The organism is Bacillus sp. NSP9.1 (assembly GCF_000465465.2).
Taxonomy (GTDB): domain Bacteria; phylum Bacillota; class Bacilli; order Bacillales; family Bacillaceae; genus Bacillus; species Bacillus sonorensis_A.
Map to the genome: position 1 here is coordinate 2325863 of NZ_CP048273.1, position 16978 is coordinate 2342840.

32 protein-coding genes are annotated in these 16978 nt (G+C 37.7%); 29 read left to right on the forward strand and 3 right to left on the reverse strand.

The window, feature by feature from the left end; translation table 11 throughout:
* Positions 1 to 29: 29 nt before the first annotated feature.
* Together M654_RS12030 and M654_RS12035 are read right to left on the reverse strand one after the other, a co-directional pair.
* Positions 30 to 452 carry an ImmA/IrrE family metallo-endopeptidase gene (locus M654_RS12030; RefSeq protein WP_026587141.1) on the reverse strand — a complete coding sequence of 141 codons (423 nt, stop codon included), beginning with the start codon at positions 450 to 452 and terminating at the stop codon, positions 30 to 32.
* 8 nt (positions 453 to 460) lie between these two features.
* Entirely contained in the window at positions 461 to 889 is a 429-nt protein-coding gene (locus M654_RS12035; protein ID WP_026587142.1) for a helix-turn-helix domain-containing protein, read from the reverse strand.
* 268 nt (positions 890 to 1157) lie between these two features.
* Here M654_RS12035 and M654_RS12040 point away from each other — a divergent pair, with 268 nt between their 5' ends.
* From M654_RS12040 to M654_RS23570, 4 genes are all read left to right on the forward strand, one after another.
* Positions 1158 to 1343, forward strand: a complete 186-nt coding sequence (locus M654_RS12040) for a helix-turn-helix domain-containing protein (protein ID WP_026587143.1) — start codon at positions 1158 to 1160, stop codon at positions 1341 to 1343.
* Between the two features lie 5 nt (positions 1344 to 1348).
* Entirely contained in the window at positions 1349 to 1618 is a 270-nt protein-coding gene (locus M654_RS12045; protein ID WP_026587144.1) for a hypothetical protein, read from the forward strand.
* A gap of 28 nt (positions 1619 to 1646) precedes the next feature.
* Positions 1647 to 1967 (forward strand): hypothetical protein, encoded by a 321-nt coding sequence (locus M654_RS12050; RefSeq protein WP_035428092.1) that lies wholly within the window; start codon positions 1647 to 1649, stop codon positions 1965 to 1967.
* Positions 1968 to 2073: 106 nt separating this feature from the next.
* Positions 2074 to 2244 carry a hypothetical protein gene (locus M654_RS23570; protein ID WP_011198326.1) on the forward strand — a complete coding sequence of 57 codons (171 nt, stop codon included), beginning with the start codon at positions 2074 to 2076 and terminating at the stop codon, positions 2242 to 2244.
* Here the strand turns inward: M654_RS23570 and M654_RS12055 are convergent.
* Positions 2236 to 2616: a DUF2513 domain-containing protein gene (locus M654_RS12055; RefSeq protein ID WP_026587145.1), complete on the reverse strand. Its 381-nt coding sequence runs from the start codon at positions 2614 to 2616 to the stop codon at positions 2236 to 2238. The two genes, M654_RS23570 and M654_RS12055, sit on opposite strands and share 9 nt — an antisense overlap.
* A 54-nt stretch (positions 2617 to 2670) precedes the next feature.
* Here M654_RS12055 and M654_RS12060 point away from each other — a divergent pair, with 54 nt between their 5' ends.
* The 25 genes from M654_RS12060 to M654_RS12170 all read left to right on the forward strand — a co-directional run bounded on the left by M654_RS12060 (position 2671) and on the right by M654_RS12170 (position 16977).
* Entirely contained in the window at positions 2671 to 2889 is a 219-nt protein-coding gene (locus M654_RS12060; protein WP_026587146.1) for a hypothetical protein, read from the forward strand.
* On the forward strand, positions 2882 to 3718 hold the full coding sequence (locus M654_RS12065) for a phage replisome organizer N-terminal domain-containing protein (RefSeq protein WP_026587147.1): 837 nt from the start codon (positions 2882 to 2884) through the stop codon (positions 3716 to 3718). The genes M654_RS12060 and M654_RS12065 overlap by 8 nt, the downstream gene beginning before the upstream one ends.
* Positions 3678 to 4526, forward strand: a complete 849-nt coding sequence (locus M654_RS12070) for an ATP-binding protein (protein WP_026587148.1) — start codon at positions 3678 to 3680, stop codon at positions 4524 to 4526. Before M654_RS12065 ends, M654_RS12070 begins: the two co-directional genes overlap by 41 nt.
* Positions 4516 to 4674 carry a hypothetical protein gene (locus M654_RS12075; RefSeq protein ID WP_163170533.1) on the forward strand — a complete coding sequence of 53 codons (159 nt, stop codon included), beginning with the start codon at positions 4516 to 4518 and terminating at the stop codon, positions 4672 to 4674. Before M654_RS12070 ends, M654_RS12075 begins: the two co-directional genes overlap by 11 nt.
* Positions 4671 to 4829, forward strand: a complete 159-nt coding sequence (locus M654_RS24390; RefSeq protein WP_371268685.1) for a DUF6906 family protein — start codon at positions 4671 to 4673, stop codon at positions 4827 to 4829. The genes M654_RS12075 and M654_RS24390 overlap by 4 nt, the downstream gene beginning before the upstream one ends.
* Positions 4826 to 5374, forward strand: coding sequence for a hypothetical protein (locus M654_RS12080; RefSeq protein WP_026587149.1), 549 nt, complete (start codon positions 4826 to 4828; stop codon positions 5372 to 5374). Before M654_RS24390 ends, M654_RS12080 begins: the two co-directional genes overlap by 4 nt.
* Positions 5375 to 5478: 104 nt before the next feature.
* Complete coding sequence (locus tag M654_RS12085) at positions 5479 to 5628, forward strand: BH0509 family protein (RefSeq protein ID WP_144620496.1); 150 nt, start codon at positions 5479 to 5481, stop codon at positions 5626 to 5628.
* A gap of 72 nt (positions 5629 to 5700) precedes the next feature.
* Entirely contained in the window at positions 5701 to 5901 is a 201-nt protein-coding gene (locus tag M654_RS12090; RefSeq protein WP_026587150.1) for an XtrA/YqaO family protein, read from the forward strand.
* 35 nt (positions 5902 to 5936) lie between these two features.
* Positions 5937 to 6287 (forward strand): hypothetical protein, encoded by a 351-nt coding sequence (locus M654_RS12095; protein WP_026587151.1) that lies wholly within the window; start codon positions 5937 to 5939, stop codon positions 6285 to 6287.
* Positions 6284 to 6460 carry a hypothetical protein gene (locus tag M654_RS12100; protein WP_163170534.1) on the forward strand — a complete coding sequence of 59 codons (177 nt, stop codon included), beginning with the start codon at positions 6284 to 6286 and terminating at the stop codon, positions 6458 to 6460. The genes M654_RS12095 and M654_RS12100 overlap by 4 nt, the downstream gene beginning before the upstream one ends.
* A 69-nt stretch (positions 6461 to 6529) precedes the next feature.
* Positions 6530 to 7144: a hypothetical protein gene (locus M654_RS12105; protein WP_026587152.1), complete on the forward strand. Its 615-nt coding sequence runs from the start codon at positions 6530 to 6532 to the stop codon at positions 7142 to 7144.
* Between the two features lie 108 nt (positions 7145 to 7252).
* A complete protein-coding gene (locus tag M654_RS23910) occupies positions 7253 to 7381 on the forward strand; it encodes a hypothetical protein (RefSeq protein WP_236251124.1) in 129 nt (42 codons plus the stop codon).
* 15 nt (positions 7382 to 7396) lie between these two features.
* Positions 7397 to 7837 (forward strand): ArpU family phage packaging/lysis transcriptional regulator, encoded by a 441-nt coding sequence (locus M654_RS12110; RefSeq protein ID WP_026587153.1) that lies wholly within the window; start codon positions 7397 to 7399, stop codon positions 7835 to 7837.
* Positions 7837 to 8379: a site-specific integrase gene (locus tag M654_RS12115; RefSeq protein ID WP_026587154.1), complete on the forward strand. Its 543-nt coding sequence runs from the start codon at positions 7837 to 7839 to the stop codon at positions 8377 to 8379. The genes M654_RS12110 and M654_RS12115 overlap by 1 nt, the downstream gene beginning before the upstream one ends.
* 227 nt (positions 8380 to 8606) lie before the next feature.
* Positions 8607 to 9419, forward strand: coding sequence for a hypothetical protein (locus M654_RS12120; protein ID WP_026587155.1), 813 nt, complete (start codon positions 8607 to 8609; stop codon positions 9417 to 9419).
* Between the two features lie 419 nt (positions 9420 to 9838).
* A complete protein-coding gene (locus tag M654_RS12125) occupies positions 9839 to 10312 on the forward strand; it encodes a hypothetical protein (RefSeq protein WP_026587156.1) in 474 nt (157 codons plus the stop codon).
* A gap of 112 nt (positions 10313 to 10424) precedes the next feature.
* On the forward strand, positions 10425 to 11048 hold the full coding sequence (locus tag M654_RS12130; RefSeq protein WP_026587157.1) for a hypothetical protein: 624 nt from the start codon (positions 10425 to 10427) through the stop codon (positions 11046 to 11048).
* 77 nt (positions 11049 to 11125) lie between these two features.
* Positions 11126 to 11683, forward strand: coding sequence for a hypothetical protein (locus M654_RS12135; protein WP_026587158.1), 558 nt, complete (start codon positions 11126 to 11128; stop codon positions 11681 to 11683).
* Between the two features lie 317 nt (positions 11684 to 12000).
* Positions 12001 to 12951 (forward strand): hypothetical protein, encoded by a 951-nt coding sequence (locus M654_RS12140; protein WP_026587159.1) that lies wholly within the window; start codon positions 12001 to 12003, stop codon positions 12949 to 12951.
* 18 nt (positions 12952 to 12969) lie between these two features.
* On the forward strand, positions 12970 to 13629 hold the full coding sequence (locus M654_RS12145) for a hypothetical protein (protein WP_026587160.1): 660 nt from the start codon (positions 12970 to 12972) through the stop codon (positions 13627 to 13629).
* A 78-nt stretch (positions 13630 to 13707) separates the two neighbouring features.
* Positions 13708 to 13986 carry a hypothetical protein gene (locus M654_RS12150; protein ID WP_152520966.1) on the forward strand — a complete coding sequence of 93 codons (279 nt, stop codon included), beginning with the start codon at positions 13708 to 13710 and terminating at the stop codon, positions 13984 to 13986.
* A complete protein-coding gene (locus tag M654_RS12155) occupies positions 13979 to 14353 on the forward strand; it encodes an HNH endonuclease signature motif containing protein (protein ID WP_026587161.1) in 375 nt (124 codons plus the stop codon). Before M654_RS12150 ends, M654_RS12155 begins: the two co-directional genes overlap by 8 nt.
* A gap of 139 nt (positions 14354 to 14492) precedes the next feature.
* Complete coding sequence (locus M654_RS23915; RefSeq protein WP_236251125.1) at positions 14493 to 14648, forward strand: hypothetical protein; 156 nt, start codon at positions 14493 to 14495, stop codon at positions 14646 to 14648.
* 86 nt (positions 14649 to 14734) lie between these two features.
* Positions 14735 to 15268: a phage terminase small subunit P27 family gene (locus tag M654_RS12165; protein WP_026587163.1), complete on the forward strand. Its 534-nt coding sequence runs from the start codon at positions 14735 to 14737 to the stop codon at positions 15266 to 15268.
* Positions 15268 to 16977 (forward strand): terminase large subunit, encoded by a 1710-nt coding sequence (locus M654_RS12170; protein WP_026587164.1) that lies wholly within the window; start codon positions 15268 to 15270, stop codon positions 16975 to 16977. The genes M654_RS12165 and M654_RS12170 overlap by 1 nt, the downstream gene beginning before the upstream one ends.
* Position 16978 lies beyond the last annotated feature (1 nt).

Sequence of the window (16978 nt, forward strand, 5' to 3'; positions counted from 1 at the left end):
TCTCGAGAAACTTACGTTCTGTTTTTAGGTTAAAAAATTTTTTCGATATTTGATAAAACTAGCTGTTCTGGGATTCCATAAAGTTCAATTGCTTCTTTCACGGTTACACACTTATTAAAAGATGAGAACAACAAATTGATTGCAAAAAAATTTGCTTCTAATTCGATTTGATCTGTTGAGAATAATGTCTTTCTTTTTAAAAAAGGAGTGTTTGCGTCCGGATGAAAGATCGCATGACCTAACTCATGAGCGCAAATAAACTCCTTGTTATGTTCATTCGCATTCTGATTAATGTGAATGACCTTAACTCTGAAATGCCTACTGTAATACCCCAGGGCTTTTCCTAAATCTTCATATACCACTTCAATTCCTAGTTCTTTTGCAATTTTAAATGGATTGTTTGTTTCAAATTTTTTTGTTATTGATTTTATCTTTTTAGTAATTGACTCCACAAAAGCACCTACTTACGATATTTTTTCGGAGTGAATTTTTGTTTTGAAATTCTTTTTGCGAGACGTAAAGAATTTTCCAGACTGGCAATTAATAACTCTTTGTCTTCTTCATCCATATCGTCAAGAGTTTGGCCGTCAAATGCGGCATAACCGTTCTTGCCTTCTAACCCTTCTATAATTTTTTGTAGCTCTTTCTGTATATCTCTTTCATCTTTTTCTGTAAGTTCCGGCTCAAAGTTTTCCTTTTCTGTTCTGCCGAGAAGGTAATCAACTGAGACGTTAAAATAATCAGCTACTTTTTGAACTTTGTCTATACCTGGAGTTTTTTCATCCCATCTTCTAATTGTTCCATTTGATAATTTGGTCTTCCTTTCAAGTTCAGCCAAAGATATTTTATGCTCTTTTGCCAACTTTTTTATCCTTTCAACTATTGTCATATCAACCATCCTTAAATGAGCCTATGACAAAAATTAAACTTTATGCTATTTTTGCGTTGACAATTAGCATATAGTTTATTAAAATGTGTTCATAAGCTACTTATTTAGCTTTCAGGACACTACAAACTAAAGCCTAAGACCACGTTCCCCAACGTAAAAGGCTGTAATTGTAGGGTTTATTCGCTATGCTTAGATATTAGCATATATCCTATTTTTCAGTCAACAAAAAGCTAAATAATTAGCAAAAAATATATAGGAGGTGTTTTCTGTGGAATTGGATTTCGGAAAAAGGGTTAAGACCTGGTTAATAATTAACGGCATGCAGCAGAAAGAATTAGCCGAAATGCTAAACATTTCTGGCCCTTACCTCTCCGACATTTTACACGGTAAAAGAGAAGGCAAAAAGGTCAGAGAGAAAATTGTCAAGATCCTGGACATGAAGGAGGTTTCATAATAGGTATGCTAACGGTTCAGGTAGATCAAGAACAAATAGAACGCCAATTTCTTGGCGAAATGCGCAAACACCTGAATGAAATTAAAAATCAATTCACATTCTGGGACATGAAAGAACTGTGTCGACAGACCAACATGAGCCCTAATTTCATAAAGGATACGTTCTTTTACGATCCTCGCTTTCCTAAGTATCGAGTCGGAAAGAAATGGCTTTTTCCAGCAAAAGAATGCGAAAAATTTCTATTGACCTGGTTGGCCGAACAGCCAAGACATTAAGATCTACTAAATGAAGGGAGGTGAGAAAATGAAGATCAAAACAAAAGAATGGCTTGCTTTAAGTGAGGCGGAACGTTTTATGAAGATTTATCAAGCTTTTGTGAAAAAGCATAAGGGAGACTTAAGAAATTTAAAACCTGACAAAATTAAGAATGCGAATGAGCAGTTAAAAAATGTTGAAAATCAAGATTGTATAAAGATGATCATGAAAGATAAACGACTAAAAGATATTGATGAGTACATTAAAGAGTTAACATCTGATTTTATTGGAAATTTTGGTTTCGAGCCTTCAAAATTTTTTCTGGCAGCGGAAGGCGACTCTCTAAGTATCCGAATGTTTCTAAATTGAATTTGAAAATCTTCTTAGTGGTTTTGATTCTTAAGATATTTTGTTTTGCTTTCATCTCCTATTTTCTTGATATGTACATTATACCAGTATGAAAGGAGTAAAGAGAATGACAAATAAAAATATTATTGTTTATTCAAAAAAAGATGGCGTCAACAGATTATTATCTATCGACACCAATGATTTGATTTCTTTGACAAAATTCATTGAAGATCATTATCCGAAAGAGAAAGATTTTATCTACGCCTTAGTGCAAGGTGTAGAAATTAAATTATTCTAGACCGATAAGCTTTTTCGTAATGCTTTCTCCGACATTTGAAAGTATGGACAAGGAAACGCTTGATAACGACTTAACGGCATCTTTCGTTTTAGACCAAACAGCATTGTCACGAATGTTGTCTAAAAATTGATGTCCATCCCAAGTAATGGAGCCAACTCCAATATGGTCAATCTTATTGTCTGCGCGCGAAACCGAACCGTTTAAAAAGTCAGCTTCGATTAACTTGGTTAAAGCGTAAACGGAAGTTTCATAGCCATACTCTTTGAATGTCTGAAAATTTTTGAGCCGATATAAAGTGACGCCATCGTTTAGAGTTAAATTTTCCTCTAATTCTAGAAGAATTGAGCGGACACAATCATGATTTAGTTTCATAGTTTCACCTCCTGTCTTATACAGGAACATTATACCAAAAAAGGAGGAGCAAGCATGTTTTTAGTCAGCTATGTATGGCTACATAATCAAATTCATGCCGTTATCAGTGAATCTGTCCAATCGCACAATCAGGCTTTGGGCAAGCTTAAACGCCAGGGCGGTACCATCATCCAAAATGAACGCAAAGACAATGCTCTCGGCTCTGTAATTGTCAACGGGAAAAAATCAGTTTGGCCTTTAACCAAGTCGGAAGGGTTGGAAGCAAATGGCTGAGGTCAAGTGGATTAAGCTAAGTACGCAAATGTTTGAAGACGAAAAAATCAAGCTAATCGAACAGATGCCGGAGGCTGACACCATTTTAATCATATGGGTCAAGCTGTTGGCCCAGGCTGGGAAAACCAATGCGTCAGGCTATATCTTCCTGAGCAAAAATATCCCGTATACGGACGAAATGCTGGCGACTATTTTCAATCGTCCGTTACCGATCGTGAGAATGGCATTACAGACATTTCAGCGGTTCGGCATGATTGAGATAGATGAGCACAATTTTATCAGCATTTTGAATTGGGAAAAGCATCAAAATGTCGAAGGCATGGATAGGGTGAGACAGCTCAACGCCGAACGAAACAAAAGATACAGGGAAAGAAAAAAACAATTACAGCTTTCTTCACCACAAAACGCAGGTGACGTTAGCGTGACATCACGTGACGGTACAGATATAGATAAAGAATTAGATAAAGATATAGATAAAGAAAATAATATATTGTCGGGTAAACCCGACGACGCATCTCCTGAAAAAGATGAAATTCCTTACAAACTGATCATTGATCTTTTAAACAAAGTCGCTGGAACAAAGTACCGTCATACTACAACAAAAACCAGGTCTTTAATTAAGGCACGCTGGAATGAAGGCAATCGATTTGACGACTTTAAACATGTCATTTTAGTTAAATGGGAAGAATGGCGCGGTTCTGATATGGACAAGTATTTAAGACCTGAAACGCTGTTCGGTACTAAGTTTGAGAACTATCGTAATCAAAAGCCAAAAGGGGGAAGCCGCATTGATCCAGGAACAGAAGACCAATACTCGGGCCTCTTTTAAAACAATTAGCCCTAAGTTTAAAAGCCTGGCTCATTTGATTCCCGAGAAGATCGGCACGCGCATATGCCCTGATTGCGGGACTGAAGTTCCTATTTACCGCAAGGGAGAAAAAGAAATCAGCCATTGTTTGACCTGTGATAACAAAGGGTTGGAAAAAGAAATGAATGAGTTCAAGCGGCAATCCGAGGCGGAAGCTTTCTTCTGGAATAACAGCCTTATCCCGCCGGACACGAGAGATAAAACATTCGAAAATTACCCTTTGAAAACTGCTACGGAATCACAAATTGCCGCCTTTTCTAAAATCAAATGGTATGCGGAAAATTTTGGACAATGGGAGGGCTTTGATTCTCTCATGCTACAGGGGTCTTACGGAGTCGGCAAAAGCCATTTAGCCCACAGCGCTGCCATGCATATAAAATCTCTCGGTAAAAAGGTGGCATTCATCAATACGAAAATGCTGCTGCGCCGGATACGAAACGCTTACGGTGAACGGTCAAAAGAAACTGAGGAAGGCATTTTGCAAAACATTGAAAAATCGGATTTTCTCGTCATTGATGATTTGGGCGCGGAGTATGTCAAAAAGGACAAAGGCGGCGAGGAATCCTGGGGTGCTGATCTGATGCTGTCTATTGTGGAATCACGGGAACACGCTCCAACGATCATCACGACCAACTACAACAGCCAAGATTTAAAAAATAAGTATGGACAGCACGGCGGGCGAATCGTTTCACGCTCTTTAACCGGCGCCAAAGTCATTAAAATTCAAGGACCAGATAATCGTTTGGAGGTGGCGACAAGTGGATGGTAAGGAATTAAAACCGATCATGCCTGGTGTGTGGGGGCATCTTGAAACCAACAAAACACCAGAGGAACTCAAACAAGGATTGAAGGAGCTAGAAACAAAGCTCGAAAACTTGCTGGACTATTGGTCAAATGTACGGAGGGATAACGCATGAAACACGGAAAGCGACCAACACGCGCGCAAAAGAAAATCATTAAAAAGAACGGCTTAAACCCTGAGAACTGGCTTATATCAAAGAATCTACAGCATGAACAAAGATTAGTAGTTGTTCACCGCCATACCGGGACCATGCGGGAGTGTTGGACGTGAAAAAGACTGCCCGCGCTGATCGTTTAGAAATTGCCCTAGACAATCTGAATTATGAATGGTCATATGTCCAGCTTTGTAAATTGATAGATTACTGGTATGACGGCAAATCATTATATGACGTTGCCGATCTTCTGAGAAGAAAACCGGACGAGCTTTTGATTCTGATTGTGGACCTTGCAAAAAGAAGGATTCTCCCTCACAGGCCATACGGTATAGCCGCGAATCCGAGAATATGGATCGGTCCCCAAAGGATGATTACTAAAAAGAACGGAGTAAGACAGCTATTCTGTGAAAGTCCTGTTTATATTCCGTTCCTTGAAAATAATTTTATTTGGTATGAGCAGGAGCTTTATAAGTTTAAAGATTTGTGGAATCGGGGTCAGTCCATTATCAAAATAGCAAAATCCTTCAAAAGAGAAATAGAAGAATTATTATTTCTCGTCATTGATCAGGGGAACAAGGGAATGATTCAGCCGCGAAATGGGGGACTTTTAGGTGAGGAAGCATCTGAACAAGAAAAAAGGCGGTTCAAGATTATCGTTTGAAAAAGCATCCTTACAGCAGCTTTTAGTGATTATCAGGTTTGAACATTGTCCAAAGCGTTATAAAAATGCCGCTTTGAAAAATCTTTTAAAGAGGTGAAGTCTTTATGACAGAACAGGAGCGTATGGAAAAAATCGAATGGATCAATTTGATCGAAAGGTACGGAAAGGAATCGCTTAAACAGAAGAGCGATGAGGAAATTGAAAAGCTTTATAACCTGGCTATGCTCAGGCAGACGGATGAAATTTTTGTATAAAAAAACCAGAGCTATTAAAAGCCCCGGAAAATAAAAACTAGACACTTTTATTTTAACACGGGGGTGCGGCTGGTGAACAGTCCTAAAGAAATCAAAGTCAATCAAGATTTATCAAGCAAAATTCAAGACGGGAAGGTCACTGTCATTGTTTTGGATGGCCTAAACGGAAAGGCTTATGAAGCACAGGCCCCGGAACACGGCAGAACGATCATTGAAACATTTAAAGGTCACTTTTCACGGATTAACCTTGAATCATCACACAAGTTCAATTAATTTGCAGGGGCTTTCCCCTGCGGGGGAGGAACATAATGAACAATGATATTCAATTTTTAAAAGAGCTGCAGGAAGAGTTAAAAACACAAGATACAGACTCCCAGGCTGCACCACGTTTTTGGGCTTTGATGGATTACAGATGGAGAGAAACCACAGAGGGAGAACATGAAAGGATAAGCATTTATTCTTCTGATGCTGGTGAATGTTATGAGTTAAATGAATATGTTGAAAACATTCTGGAAGATGAATATACCATTTACACATACACCAAAAAGGTACACACATACGCCATGACAGCTTGGAGAGCTCCAAAAGTTCAACGGCTGCTTTCAATTCTTGAGACGTTTGATTGGGATTCTTTTGAGAAAGAAGGTGCCGTAAAATGACACTTTTACAACCTTCTTTACTGCATACGATCAAGGCGCAGCGGGACAACATGATGACCATTGAAGAGCTGGCAGAGAAGTACGAACTTCATCCAGATTACGTGAAATCGATTATTGAACGCACGGACGGGCTGGCGATTATGGATCAGGAGGCGGCGAGTAAGTTCATCTGAACACCTAGAAATAATTGTGAAAAATTCACTGTTATTTACGATATAATTGATAATAATTATTCTAGGGAGATGGGCATTATAGACATTAATTTTTACTTGCAATCAGATAATGTACAAGCTGTAAAAAATATTTTCTTGAATCCAAGTTTGTGGGGGTCTTTAGCTGGGGCAACTTTATCATCATCAGCAGCTATTATCATCATGTGGTTAAATGCTGAACGGGATAAAAAAACAAAACGTAAAGATAAACTTGAAGAATTTTTGGTTGAAGCAGTTTTTTTTAGAGATTGCGTAAATCTTTTAATTAAACATATGGATGCTTATGCGTCTTATCAGCATCTTGAGGAAAATATTCCAAGACGGAATATAAGCCATAGCTTACAAGAACAAATGGGTGAAATTAAAGAAAATAAAAAAATGAACGAAAAAGATATACTTCGATACTTGAGCCAAATTAGGTCAGTTGATAGAACTAAATTTTCTTATGAATACTACCAACATTATTTTAAAATTAAATATATATGCGAAAATCAATTAGAATTTTTTTGGGATCGTTCCTTGGAAAATGACATTTCAGGAGCTGCCGAAATTATCTTAAAAGAAATTAAAGCCCTAAAAAATGAGTTGGATAAACTAAATGAAATTATATCTGCTAAAGAAATAGAATTTGAAAAAATTAAATAAGTCCTAGATGGAATACCTGCGGACACTGAACTTACAGCTTTTACGCTGTTTGTTTGGTGTCCGTGTTTTATTTGTCCCGGCTGCGGTCTAGCGAAAGGAGCAATAGACATGAAATCCACCAAAAGAAAACGCCCTGAAAAAGCACAGGAGCGCTCTGAGCGCTTTTGGCGAGAGATTATGGGGCTAAATAAGCAGATTCTTAAACGAAGGAAAGGCGGCGCTTATAAGCGCAAATAAAAGGAGGAATAAACCATGCTATTTCAATTACCCGAAATCGATAGAGAAGCGACGAAAAAGAAAATTGAAGCCATACTGGATAATTACAGGGTGGTTCTCTTGCAAGTGCCAGATGATCTACTGCCGAAGGTCACGGCAGGATTTAACCTCGTGCCGCCGTCAAATACTAACGCGTTTCATTCATCTACTGAAGATACGGCTATTCAAAGAATTGAAATGGAACAGAAACGAAATGCTTTTCTTGCAAAAGTGCAAAAGGCTGTGAACCGTTTGCCTGTCAATGAACGGCAAATCATCATCATGCGATATATGTCCCAAGATCACCGTTTTGATTATGAGGTTTACAACGAAATTGGGTTAAGCCCGCGCACATACTTCAGAATTAAGTCGCGCGCTTTTTACAATCTGGCTTTTGCATTGAAAGAAGAAGTGTATGTGAAGGGAAGTGCTTCATAATGAATTTTGTGCAGCCTATCCGGGATATGGACCAGATTTATTATATAAAGAAATTCCTGAGAGAACGGAGTGAAAGAAACTATCTGCTTTTCGTCACCGGCATAAACTCAGGCTTGCGTATATCCGATTTACTTCGTTTAAGAGTCCGCGACGCCAAACGAATGTACATTGATTTGCGCGAGAAGAAAACCGGCAAGCAGAAACGGATCAAAATAAATAAGGCACTAAAAAAGGCCTTGGCCGACTATATTAAAGACAGAGATGACCAGGAATTTTTATTTAAGAGCCGCGAAGGACTAAATAAACCGATCAGCAGAAGCACAGCATACAACATATTGAAAGAGGCTGCGGAATACGTCGGACTTGATGGGATCGGCACCCACACCATGAGAAAAACGTTCGGTTATTGGCACTATAAAAAATTCAAAGACGTGGCTCTGCTGCAAGAGATATTTAACCATTCCAGCCCTGACGTCACGCTTCGATATATCGGGATTACTCAGGACACAATGGACCAAACAATGGACTCATTCAGCTTGTAAGCTCATCTGTTTTCAAAACGGATGAGTTTTTTTCTGCCTATTTTAACGAACCAACCATAACGAGAAAGTGTCCAACTCAGTTTGGCAAAATGGGATGAAACTATGCAGGACAAAGGGTTCCGGGTTTCTGTGAATTGGACACAATATAAGATATGGTTAATTCGTGGATAAAGTGGATAAGTTAAATGGATTTTGAGTTATAATAAGTCTGAATAGGAGTGATGCAGGTGGAACTTGAGACATTTTCGGCAGTAGCGACAATAATTTCTGCCATAGCAACTGTGATTGCTGCCATAGCAACGGCAATTGCTGCAAGGGCGTCCCGTGCAGCTGCTGATGAAGCAAAAAAAAGCAACGAAATTTCAAAAAAAGAAATAAATAAAAGGGAAAGACCAGTTTTAGATTTACCAACAAAACATTTTAGTGCGAAGCTTGGATCTGATTTTTTTTCACAATGGGAAGATGGGGATCCTGATCATAAAATAAACCGCGCTTCTGATTTCTATCTGGATTTGTATAATATATCGGATACTACTGCGCGTAATGTTGTCATGACATTTGAACGTGAACATACTAATGAGGCGGTTAAAGAACTACTTGTTGATGGTGAGTGGTGTTCCTCGGGAAAAAAGCTTGGAGTAAAGCATACAGAATATGAAGGGAGATTTGATTTGTTATTTTATGATAAAGATGCTTACAAAGATAAAATTGCACCAATTGCTACTATGACAGAAGCATTAGGAAGTATTTATCCTATTAAATATAACAATGAATCGACTAAAGTACATATACCAATATACTTTACATACCTAATGAATTTTGTTTGTAATGATATTAGCATATATGAAAAACAACATAAAATTAGTTTATTATTAACTTTAAAATACAGTGATCCTTCTAATAAAAAAGAATACATTCAAAAAATACGCTTAAGACCTATGTTTAAAAAGATTATTAAAAATAGAAATGAAGGGGTTTCGTTTTTTGGGAGATTAATAAGCGAAGAGATTTCTAACGAGGAAATAATAATGGCAGAATAATGGCACAATGTTGGCGCTTCATTTCATTTTAGATCGGTTATTATGGTATTAGGTCAAAAAAACACTGTAGTGACTTCCTATTGGAGGTCGCTTTTTATGTTCTCCGTAAACTGGGTCTAGACAATTGTGGTGAAGAATGAAACCAAACGAGAAGAACATTCTGAGCCTGGATAGCGCTAGTCTTGCGGCTTTGGTATCGGGGATTTGTAAGCAGTGTGTTTTTTGGACATGCGTCTTACAATGCTTGGCTTCCTCCCGGAGTGTGTGTAAGATGTAATTTAAAGAGCGTATAGCGTAAAAGTGAATAATAAGAGAAATATAAAATTGTAAATAAGTAAATTATTGGTTCTTCAAGAAACGTTCTAAACATAAATTTGTATAGAAATATTACTAAATTACAAATGGAGTGTTGGTTTAGAATGGCTACTCTTGATAAAACCCTGTTTTCTTTTGAATATCCAGAATTTATGGCTAGTACTTGTGTAACAGGTTGGACTTATGTCCCTTGTCCAACTTGGCAGAACCCCGGTCGAATGTGTAGACAAGATATAACAGCACCTTGTATGAAAACTCGAACTAGCAGGTTTAGGGTTTATGCATATGTAAGGTATCCTGATACGCTTGAAGAAGTAGTCAGGAGTGAAATTCAGCGTTGCCATTTAATAGCAGCTGCTGTTGCGACAAATGTCGTTTATACTGCTGCTACTGCTTCATCTGTTGTTGGACCTCAGGCAACTATTGCTGCTGCTATAGGAGCTATTCCAGGAGCTCTAGAAGCTTATCTTCAATCATTTTGGAATTGTTTAACTTCACTGAATTTATCGGACGTGATAAAGCGTCAAATAGAAATAGATGTGAGGCGTGAAACCGTACGTTTAACAGACTGGAATTAGATCAAAGAAAATCTAAAAAGGCTTTAACTTGAGAATGAAAAAATCTTTCGACAAATTTCGCGAAATATTTACTTGTTTATTTTTTAACCGATAAGCATATTGGTGATAGATATTGAATGAAAAATTAGCAAAAGAAAAAAATGTAATAAAGTATTTTAAAAAAATAGAGAAAGAAGGGGGATTCGGGAACTCTGTTAAGGATCAAAATGAATTTAAGGAAAAATTAAAAGAAGATCATACAAAATCGGATTTTTTGTTATTAAAAGAACGGTATGACATTGAAATAGAGACAAATAAAGATACAAGTTTTTTTTATAATCTTATTATTACCGTTTTAATTACCGCTTTAACATTACTGTGTACTTTAATGGTCTGCTTTTTCACTATTAGTACACAAGTAATGACTTCAGCAATAAACACTAAAGTAACTACAACAATTGCTGATGAAAAATTTAAAAAAATGAGCTCTGTGGATCAAAATGATCTATTAACAGGCATTTATTCTCCAATAAAAAAAGAGATGAATGATTTAGTTTTGGGAGGCTTTTTTCCTTTTATAGCTTGTGGGACTTTTATTCTTATTGTAGGCATACTCGTTTTGATGTATCTATACACAAGAAGAGTCAAAAAAACAAGATATTATCATATGTTGATCATAGAGTGTATTTCTGATATTGAGGATAAAGAAAAAGAACTAAAACAGAGAAGAGAATATAGAAGAAAGACAAGACATTAGCGTAAATTTTATTCGACAAATTTCGTAAATGGTTACAATTTTTAAAGAATGGTCGATATTCTATTTGGGTGATAATTATGACTAGGAATTTGGGCGAATCAAAAGTAATTCTAACTTATTTAGAAAATCGCTATGGAAAGATTTTTAATTTAACGATGGACGAAGAAAAGGAACTACAAAAAACAATTATTTTAGATCATGAAGAAGATGATCTGAAAAAAATGTTTAACAGAGTAGAAGGAGCCATTAACATTGCAAAAGATAGTCAGGCTCTGAATGTTCAACCTTTTTCGTTTTTTATGGTAATGATCACTGTATTATCTTCTGCATCTGTAGGGGTATTGACTGCATCAATGGCATTGCTCAATAGCATTTTCGGAAAATATTTAGATGATAAAAAAATGAGCAAAAAAGACATTTCAGACCTGTTGACCTCATTTGATTTCACTCCTGTTTTTCAGTCTGTTATATGGGCTCTTGCGATACCATTTTTATTTGTTTTAATTGTATGGGGATTATTCCATAGGAGGGTAACAAAAAAAATCGATAAACGATACAGCGTCTATGTTTTATTGAAAGAGTGTATAGATGACTATGATAAAATAAAGCCTCAAGTAAAGCCAACAGAAGAATAATATTATGTGTTAAAAGAAAATTAAAGGCAACAATAGTAAGCATCCTAAGGGGTGCTTTTTATGTTCTCTGTAAACCGGGTCCAGTAAATCTCAGAAAAAAACAATTGGCGGCAAAGGGTGCCTCTGAGTTTGGGTCGAAGAATATCAAAGGATATTTGTTTTAAATTTTGCAGCAATAGCATGGCCTATTTAAGTTTAAAAGCCTTGACTGAGAACGTACGTTCGTTTATTATAAATAATAAGTAAAAAGTAGCAGGATTTCCCCTTTTTTTGTCGAATTGTATGTTTTGGAAATGATAAAAAGGGGGAAATGTTCTTTGTTAGAAGACAAACAATCTTATATTGCAAATTTCAATTGTACTTTTGGAAAAGAAAATCAACCTATGTTGGATTATTTTTTTGAAATTATACTACCAGCTTTTCTAAAAGAAGAAGATCAAAAAAAAGGAAGTAAAAAAAAGGATGCTGATTTCTTTTTTCGTAATGTTAAACTGACTAATGTAAAAGGTGAATTTGTCCTTGCTGGTTTAATTGTTAAAAGTACTACTTTAGAAGTGAAGTCGAGAATCATTGATGGTGAATTAGTAAGGACAAATGAAGTATATCCTTCGGATCCTTACTCTTATTTCTTAATAAATTTAAAAAACCATCGCATGGTTTTAGTTAAAAATCAAAAGGGGAGTCCAACTTTAAAGAATTTCTCGGTAACAGCGAGAGAAAAAATTAAAGCCTTTATTAGGGAAGAGAATGAAGGAAGTGAAGAAAAATTACCTAATGTCAATTTAAATGTGGTAGCTATCCCTTTTAAAGGTGCAATCGAGGAAGAGTTAAAGAAGGTAAAACAAATCAAGAATGTAACTTTAAGATTTTACCCTTTAAATGGTGATATCATTGACAATGAAACCGTCGATTATTTAACAGAATCATTAGAAAAACTTGGTTCGAAAACAGGGAATATAACATATAATACACCAACTAATAAAGATAATGTGGTATCGATTATTCAAGACACAAAAGGTTTAATGAAACCTACAATAAGAGTTAAATTTAATAATGGAACTTCTGGAACTTTAAAGGATGATTCATTTACAGAGGTAATGAGTATACCTTTAGATGAAGAAGAAACTTTCAATCAGAATATTGATGAGATTACTGGTAAGGTTATAAATAAAACGGAATTTAATGAAACAAGTGAAGAAAATAGGTCAATATACGATAGAGTGTTTACAAGACTTGAAAATGCATACAATAACTTATTTAAAAAATAGCTTTTAAAAGGTGATTAAATGGATGAGGGACAAAAAGAGCAGATACGTGAGCATATTAGAGACTTACTTAAATACAAAAGAATGAGCTCTAATCAAATATTTTTAGAAAGTATTGGTCTTTTTAAATTATCTAACGTAAGATTGTGCTTTTTAATTTTAATGTTTATGACTGCATTTATATTTCTGAAATTTATTCTATTTAATGTAACTAGTGCAGTTGATATCATATCGGACATAACAGTAAATGTTAATACGATCATAATTCCTATTTTCACTATTATTGTAACAGGGTATGCTATCTTTCAAGCACTAGCTAACGACCAAACCATGATCACCTTAATTACAGTAAAACATAAAGATCAAAGTAGTATATTTAAAATATACAACTTGTATTTTTTGGGTGTTGGAGTATTTTATTTAATTATAATAATCGTTAATTTTTTGTTGATGATTATTTTTAAGTATTTACCAAGTGATTGGTATTTGATCTACTTGAGTATTGAAACGAATGAATTAATATCCGCGTTGTTGATGAGTCTGTACATCACTTTTATATTGAATTTTTTAATTGAGCTGAAAAGTGTTATTTATAACTTGTTTCAAGTTTTCATTACTAATGCTGCATCGAATGGTATAAACTATTTAAGTGAAATGGAGAAAGAAGAAAAAGATAATTAATCACCCTAAGACATCCATAACGGGCTGAGACCTTTCTAACTTTGAAAGGTCTTTTTTTGTTTGAAGGAGGGGAGCAAATTGTGTATTGAAAAACCAAGCCTTACTAAAGGCTTAAAGTTATCTAAAGAAAAGCCGCCATTGTTGCGGATTGAGCTTGATGATATTAATTCAATTCCACATGTTTTATACAAAGGCGAAAAGATCACCGACCGGATTGAGATAGATTTCGAATGGCGAACAGCAGATGCCGAGCATATCGGATCTGCCTATTTTCGTATTAAACACAGTATAGATCGCAATGGCAGACCGGCAGTAGAGACCAAGGAATTGGAGATTGGTTCGAGAGTGTATGAATAAACCTTTAAAACCCTGCAATGAACCGGGCTGTCCGACTCTCACCCGGGAAGGTTACTGTGAACAGCACAAGCGGACAAAGCCATTCTATGATCAATACCGTGAGTCAGCCGCCCGCCGGGGGTATGACAGCAAATGGCGGAAGGCAAGGCGGGGGTATCTCTCTAAACACCCTTTCTGCTCTTCCTGCACGATGGAAGGCAGGAGGGTTCCGGCGACAGTCGTTGACCATATCATTCCGCATAAAGGAGACAAAAAACTATTTTGGGATTCTTCTAACTGGCAGCCGCTGTGTACGCCCTGCCACAGTAGGAAGACCGCGAAGGAGGATGGAGGCTTTGGCAACAGAACATCAAACCTGCGTATGTGATCACTGCGGAACCAAGTTCCATATCAAAGGATGTTCGAAAGTTAGGAAGTATGACAACGGGGGGCGGCGGCATTACATCAAGTGTCCTCGGTGCCAGACTGAATACAGGTCCTACTACACGAACGAGAAGATCAGGCGCATGCAGCAGAAGGTAAAGAAGCTGACTGTACTACGTCTCAAAGCACAAGCTCAAAAGGGAATTGACGTATACAAACAAAAATACACGCAAGCTCGAAAAGAATTAGAGACGGCCATGTTGCAGCTGCGGGAGGAAATGGAGACCCCCCGCCCTTAAATCTCTGGAAAAGATTCGCTGGAGACCGCGCTCCCCTCCACATTTTGAAAAATTCCCTAAATGAAATTTCGGAAGGAGGTGAGGGAATGGCAAGACCAAGGCAACCGGTTGATTTATTGCTTGTGAAAGGCAAGAAAAACCTGACAAAACAAGAGATTGAGGAACGAAGAAAGCAGGAGATCAAGGCGCCAAGCGACAAAGTAAAGGCGCCTTCTTATTTACCGAAAGACTTAAAAAGGGAATTCAAAAAAATAGCGGACGAGCTGAAAAACATCGGAATTATGACGAATTTAGATGTTGATGCGCTCGCCCGTTTTTTATATTCACGGAAGCTCTACCTTCAGGTGACGGACCAGCTGCTTGATCAGGGGCCAATGAAAACAATAGTCGTCAAAGATGTGGATGAACAGGGAAATATCGTGGGGGAAAAAGAAAAAACGGTAGTCAATGAAGCGTATTCGGACTTGCTTATCAATCAAGATAAACTATTCAAACAATGCCGGCAGGCTTCCAGTGATTTGGGCTTAACCATTTCCTCGCGCTGCAAGCTCGTGATTCCTAAAAAGGATGACGACAAGCCGAAATCAAAAGAGGAAGAGCGGTTCGGGGGCAGGATGTAATGCAAGAGGTCACCGCTGAAATTCTGATTGAGCGTGTATGGGCGTATTGCGAAAAAATACTTTCCGGTGAGATAAAGGCTTGTCAAAAGCATAAATGGGCTGTGCAGCGATTTTTTAAAGATGTTGAGGCGTTAGCGGACCCGGATTGCCCCTTTTACTATGACGCTGAAGCAGTGCTGGATTTTTACGAATGGGCGCGGCAGTTCATGCATGTTGAGGGGATACTTGCGGGTGAGCCGATTGAGCTGACGGACTTTCAGCTTTTTATTGCGGCCAATGTATACGGCTTTTTTAAAAAGGAAAACGGTGCCCGCCGGTTCCGAAAAGTTTATATCCAGCTGGCTCGTAAGAATGCGAAATCGCAATTTCTCGCCCTCATGGCTTCTTATGAAGTGTTCCCGACAACCGAAAAACATCGGGTGTTTATTGCTGGATGGTCCCGGGAGCAGTCAGACGAAGTTTACCAGGCGATTCTTGAACAGCTGCAGCATGCTCCGATCCTTGAAGGAAAATATACATCTGCAAACGGCCGGGTAAAAAAGTATAAAACGAACTCAATAATTCAACCTCTTTCCCGGGAGGCGCGGAAGCTCGGTGACGGTAAAAACCCGTCATTGGGAATTGTGGATGAATACCATGCACATGAAACCAGCGAAATTTATGATGTGCTTGACAGTGGTATGGTCGCCCGGCGCAGCCCGTTAATGGCAATCATCACGACAGCCGGGTTTAACATGGAGCGGCCATGTTTTAAGGAATACCAATATACAAGCAAGATTCTCGATCCTGATGCTGACACAGAAAACGATGACTATTTTGTCATGATCTGCGAACTAGATCCTGATGACGACATAAAAGACGAATCAAACTGGATTAAAGCCAACCCTATTGTTGCAACGTATCCGGAAGGTATGGAGTCACTACGCTCTGCCTTAAAGGTTGCGCTCGAAGTTCCAGAAAAAATGCGCAGCTTCCTTACCAAGAATATGAACCGATGGGTTGATCAAAAGGATAACGGCTATATGAAAATATCAAAATGGCGCGCGTGCAGCGGTGAAATTCCTGATCTGGAAAACATGCCCGTATATCTTGGGCTGGATTTGTCCATGACTACCGACTTAACATCAGTCGGCTGGGTTGGTGTTCTTGATGGAATCTATTATGTCGGACAACATTCCTTCATGCCTGAAGGGCGCGCAAAAGAAAAAATGGCGACGGATAAAGTGCCATATGATCTGTGGAAAGAGATGGGCTATATTACGTATACGCCTGGCGACGCCGTTGATTATCAAATAGTTGAAAAATGGATCATTGAATTTATTTACAAGCATCGGTTCCGGCCACAGGAAACCGCATATGACAAATGGAATGCCTTGCATTTGGCTCAACGGCTTGAATCTAAAGGCCATACCATGGTGGAGATTCCGCAAAGAATTAATCATCTATCTTTGCCGACAAAAGACTTTCGTCAAAAAGTATATGACGGCAAAGTTGTTCACGGGGATGACCCGGTTTTAAATTGGGCGATCAATAATGCGATCATGAAAATTGATCCTCAGGAGAATATCATGCTGGATAAAGCAAAATCTCCGCAAAGAATCGACCCGGCTGTAGCTGTTATTAACGCATACGCCAGGGCGATGTATCACGAAACAAACCAAAAAGTAGACTTGAATGCACATTTCATGTCTGATAATTTCAGCTTTTAGG

Bases quoted from the DNA above. Each gene is read 5' to 3' on its own strand.
- M654_RS12035 (WP_026587142.1), bottom strand. From the start codon at position 889: ATGACAATAGTTGAAAGGATAAAAAAGTTGGCAAAAGAGCATAAAATA.
- M654_RS12045 (WP_026587144.1), top strand. From the start codon at position 1,349: ATGCTAACGGTTCAGGTAGATCAAGAACAAATAGAACGCCAATTTCTT.
- M654_RS12050 (WP_035428092.1), top strand. From the start codon at position 1,647: ATGAAGATCAAAACAAAAGAATGGCTTGCTTTAAGTGAGGCGGAACGT.
- M654_RS23570 (WP_011198326.1), top strand. From the start codon at position 2,074: ATGACAAATAAAAATATTATTGTTTATTCAAAAAAAGATGGCGTCAAC.
- M654_RS12055 (WP_026587145.1), bottom strand. From the start codon at position 2,616: ATGAAACTAAATCATGATTGTGTCCGCTCAATTCTTCTAGAATTAGAG.
- M654_RS12060 (WP_026587146.1), top strand. From the start codon at position 2,671: ATGTTTTTAGTCAGCTATGTATGGCTACATAATCAAATTCATGCCGTT.
- M654_RS12065 (WP_026587147.1), top strand. From the start codon at position 2,882: ATGGCTGAGGTCAAGTGGATTAAGCTAAGTACGCAAATGTTTGAAGAC.
- M654_RS24390 (WP_371268685.1), top strand. From the start codon at position 4,671: ATGAAACACGGAAAGCGACCAACACGCGCGCAAAAGAAAATCATTAAA.
- M654_RS12085 (WP_144620496.1), top strand. From the start codon at position 5,479: ATGACAGAACAGGAGCGTATGGAAAAAATCGAATGGATCAATTTGATC.
- M654_RS12095 (WP_026587151.1), top strand. From the start codon at position 5,937: ATGAACAATGATATTCAATTTTTAAAAGAGCTGCAGGAAGAGTTAAAA.
- M654_RS12100 (WP_163170534.1), top strand. From the start codon at position 6,284: ATGACACTTTTACAACCTTCTTTACTGCATACGATCAAGGCGCAGCGG.
- M654_RS12105 (WP_026587152.1), top strand. From the start codon at position 6,530: ATGGGCATTATAGACATTAATTTTTACTTGCAATCAGATAATGTACAA.
- M654_RS23910 (WP_236251124.1), top strand. From the start codon at position 7,253: ATGAAATCCACCAAAAGAAAACGCCCTGAAAAAGCACAGGAGCGCTCT.
- M654_RS12110 (WP_026587153.1), top strand. From the start codon at position 7,397: ATGCTATTTCAATTACCCGAAATCGATAGAGAAGCGACGAAAAAGAAA.
- M654_RS12115 (WP_026587154.1), top strand. From the start codon at position 7,837: ATGAATTTTGTGCAGCCTATCCGGGATATGGACCAGATTTATTATATA.
- M654_RS12125 (WP_026587156.1), top strand. From the start codon at position 9,839: ATGGCTACTCTTGATAAAACCCTGTTTTCTTTTGAATATCCAGAATTT.
- M654_RS12135 (WP_026587158.1), top strand. From the start codon at position 11,126: ATGACTAGGAATTTGGGCGAATCAAAAGTAATTCTAACTTATTTAGAA.
- M654_RS12145 (WP_026587160.1), top strand. From the start codon at position 12,970: ATGGATGAGGGACAAAAAGAGCAGATACGTGAGCATATTAGAGACTTA.
- M654_RS12155 (WP_026587161.1), top strand. From the start codon at position 13,979: ATGAATAAACCTTTAAAACCCTGCAATGAACCGGGCTGTCCGACTCTC.
- M654_RS23915 (WP_236251125.1), top strand. From the start codon at position 14,493: ATGCAGCAGAAGGTAAAGAAGCTGACTGTACTACGTCTCAAAGCACAA.
- M654_RS12165 (WP_026587163.1), top strand. From the start codon at position 14,735: ATGGCAAGACCAAGGCAACCGGTTGATTTATTGCTTGTGAAAGGCAAG.
- M654_RS12170 (WP_026587164.1), top strand. From the start codon at position 15,268: ATGCAAGAGGTCACCGCTGAAATTCTGATTGAGCGTGTATGGGCGTAT.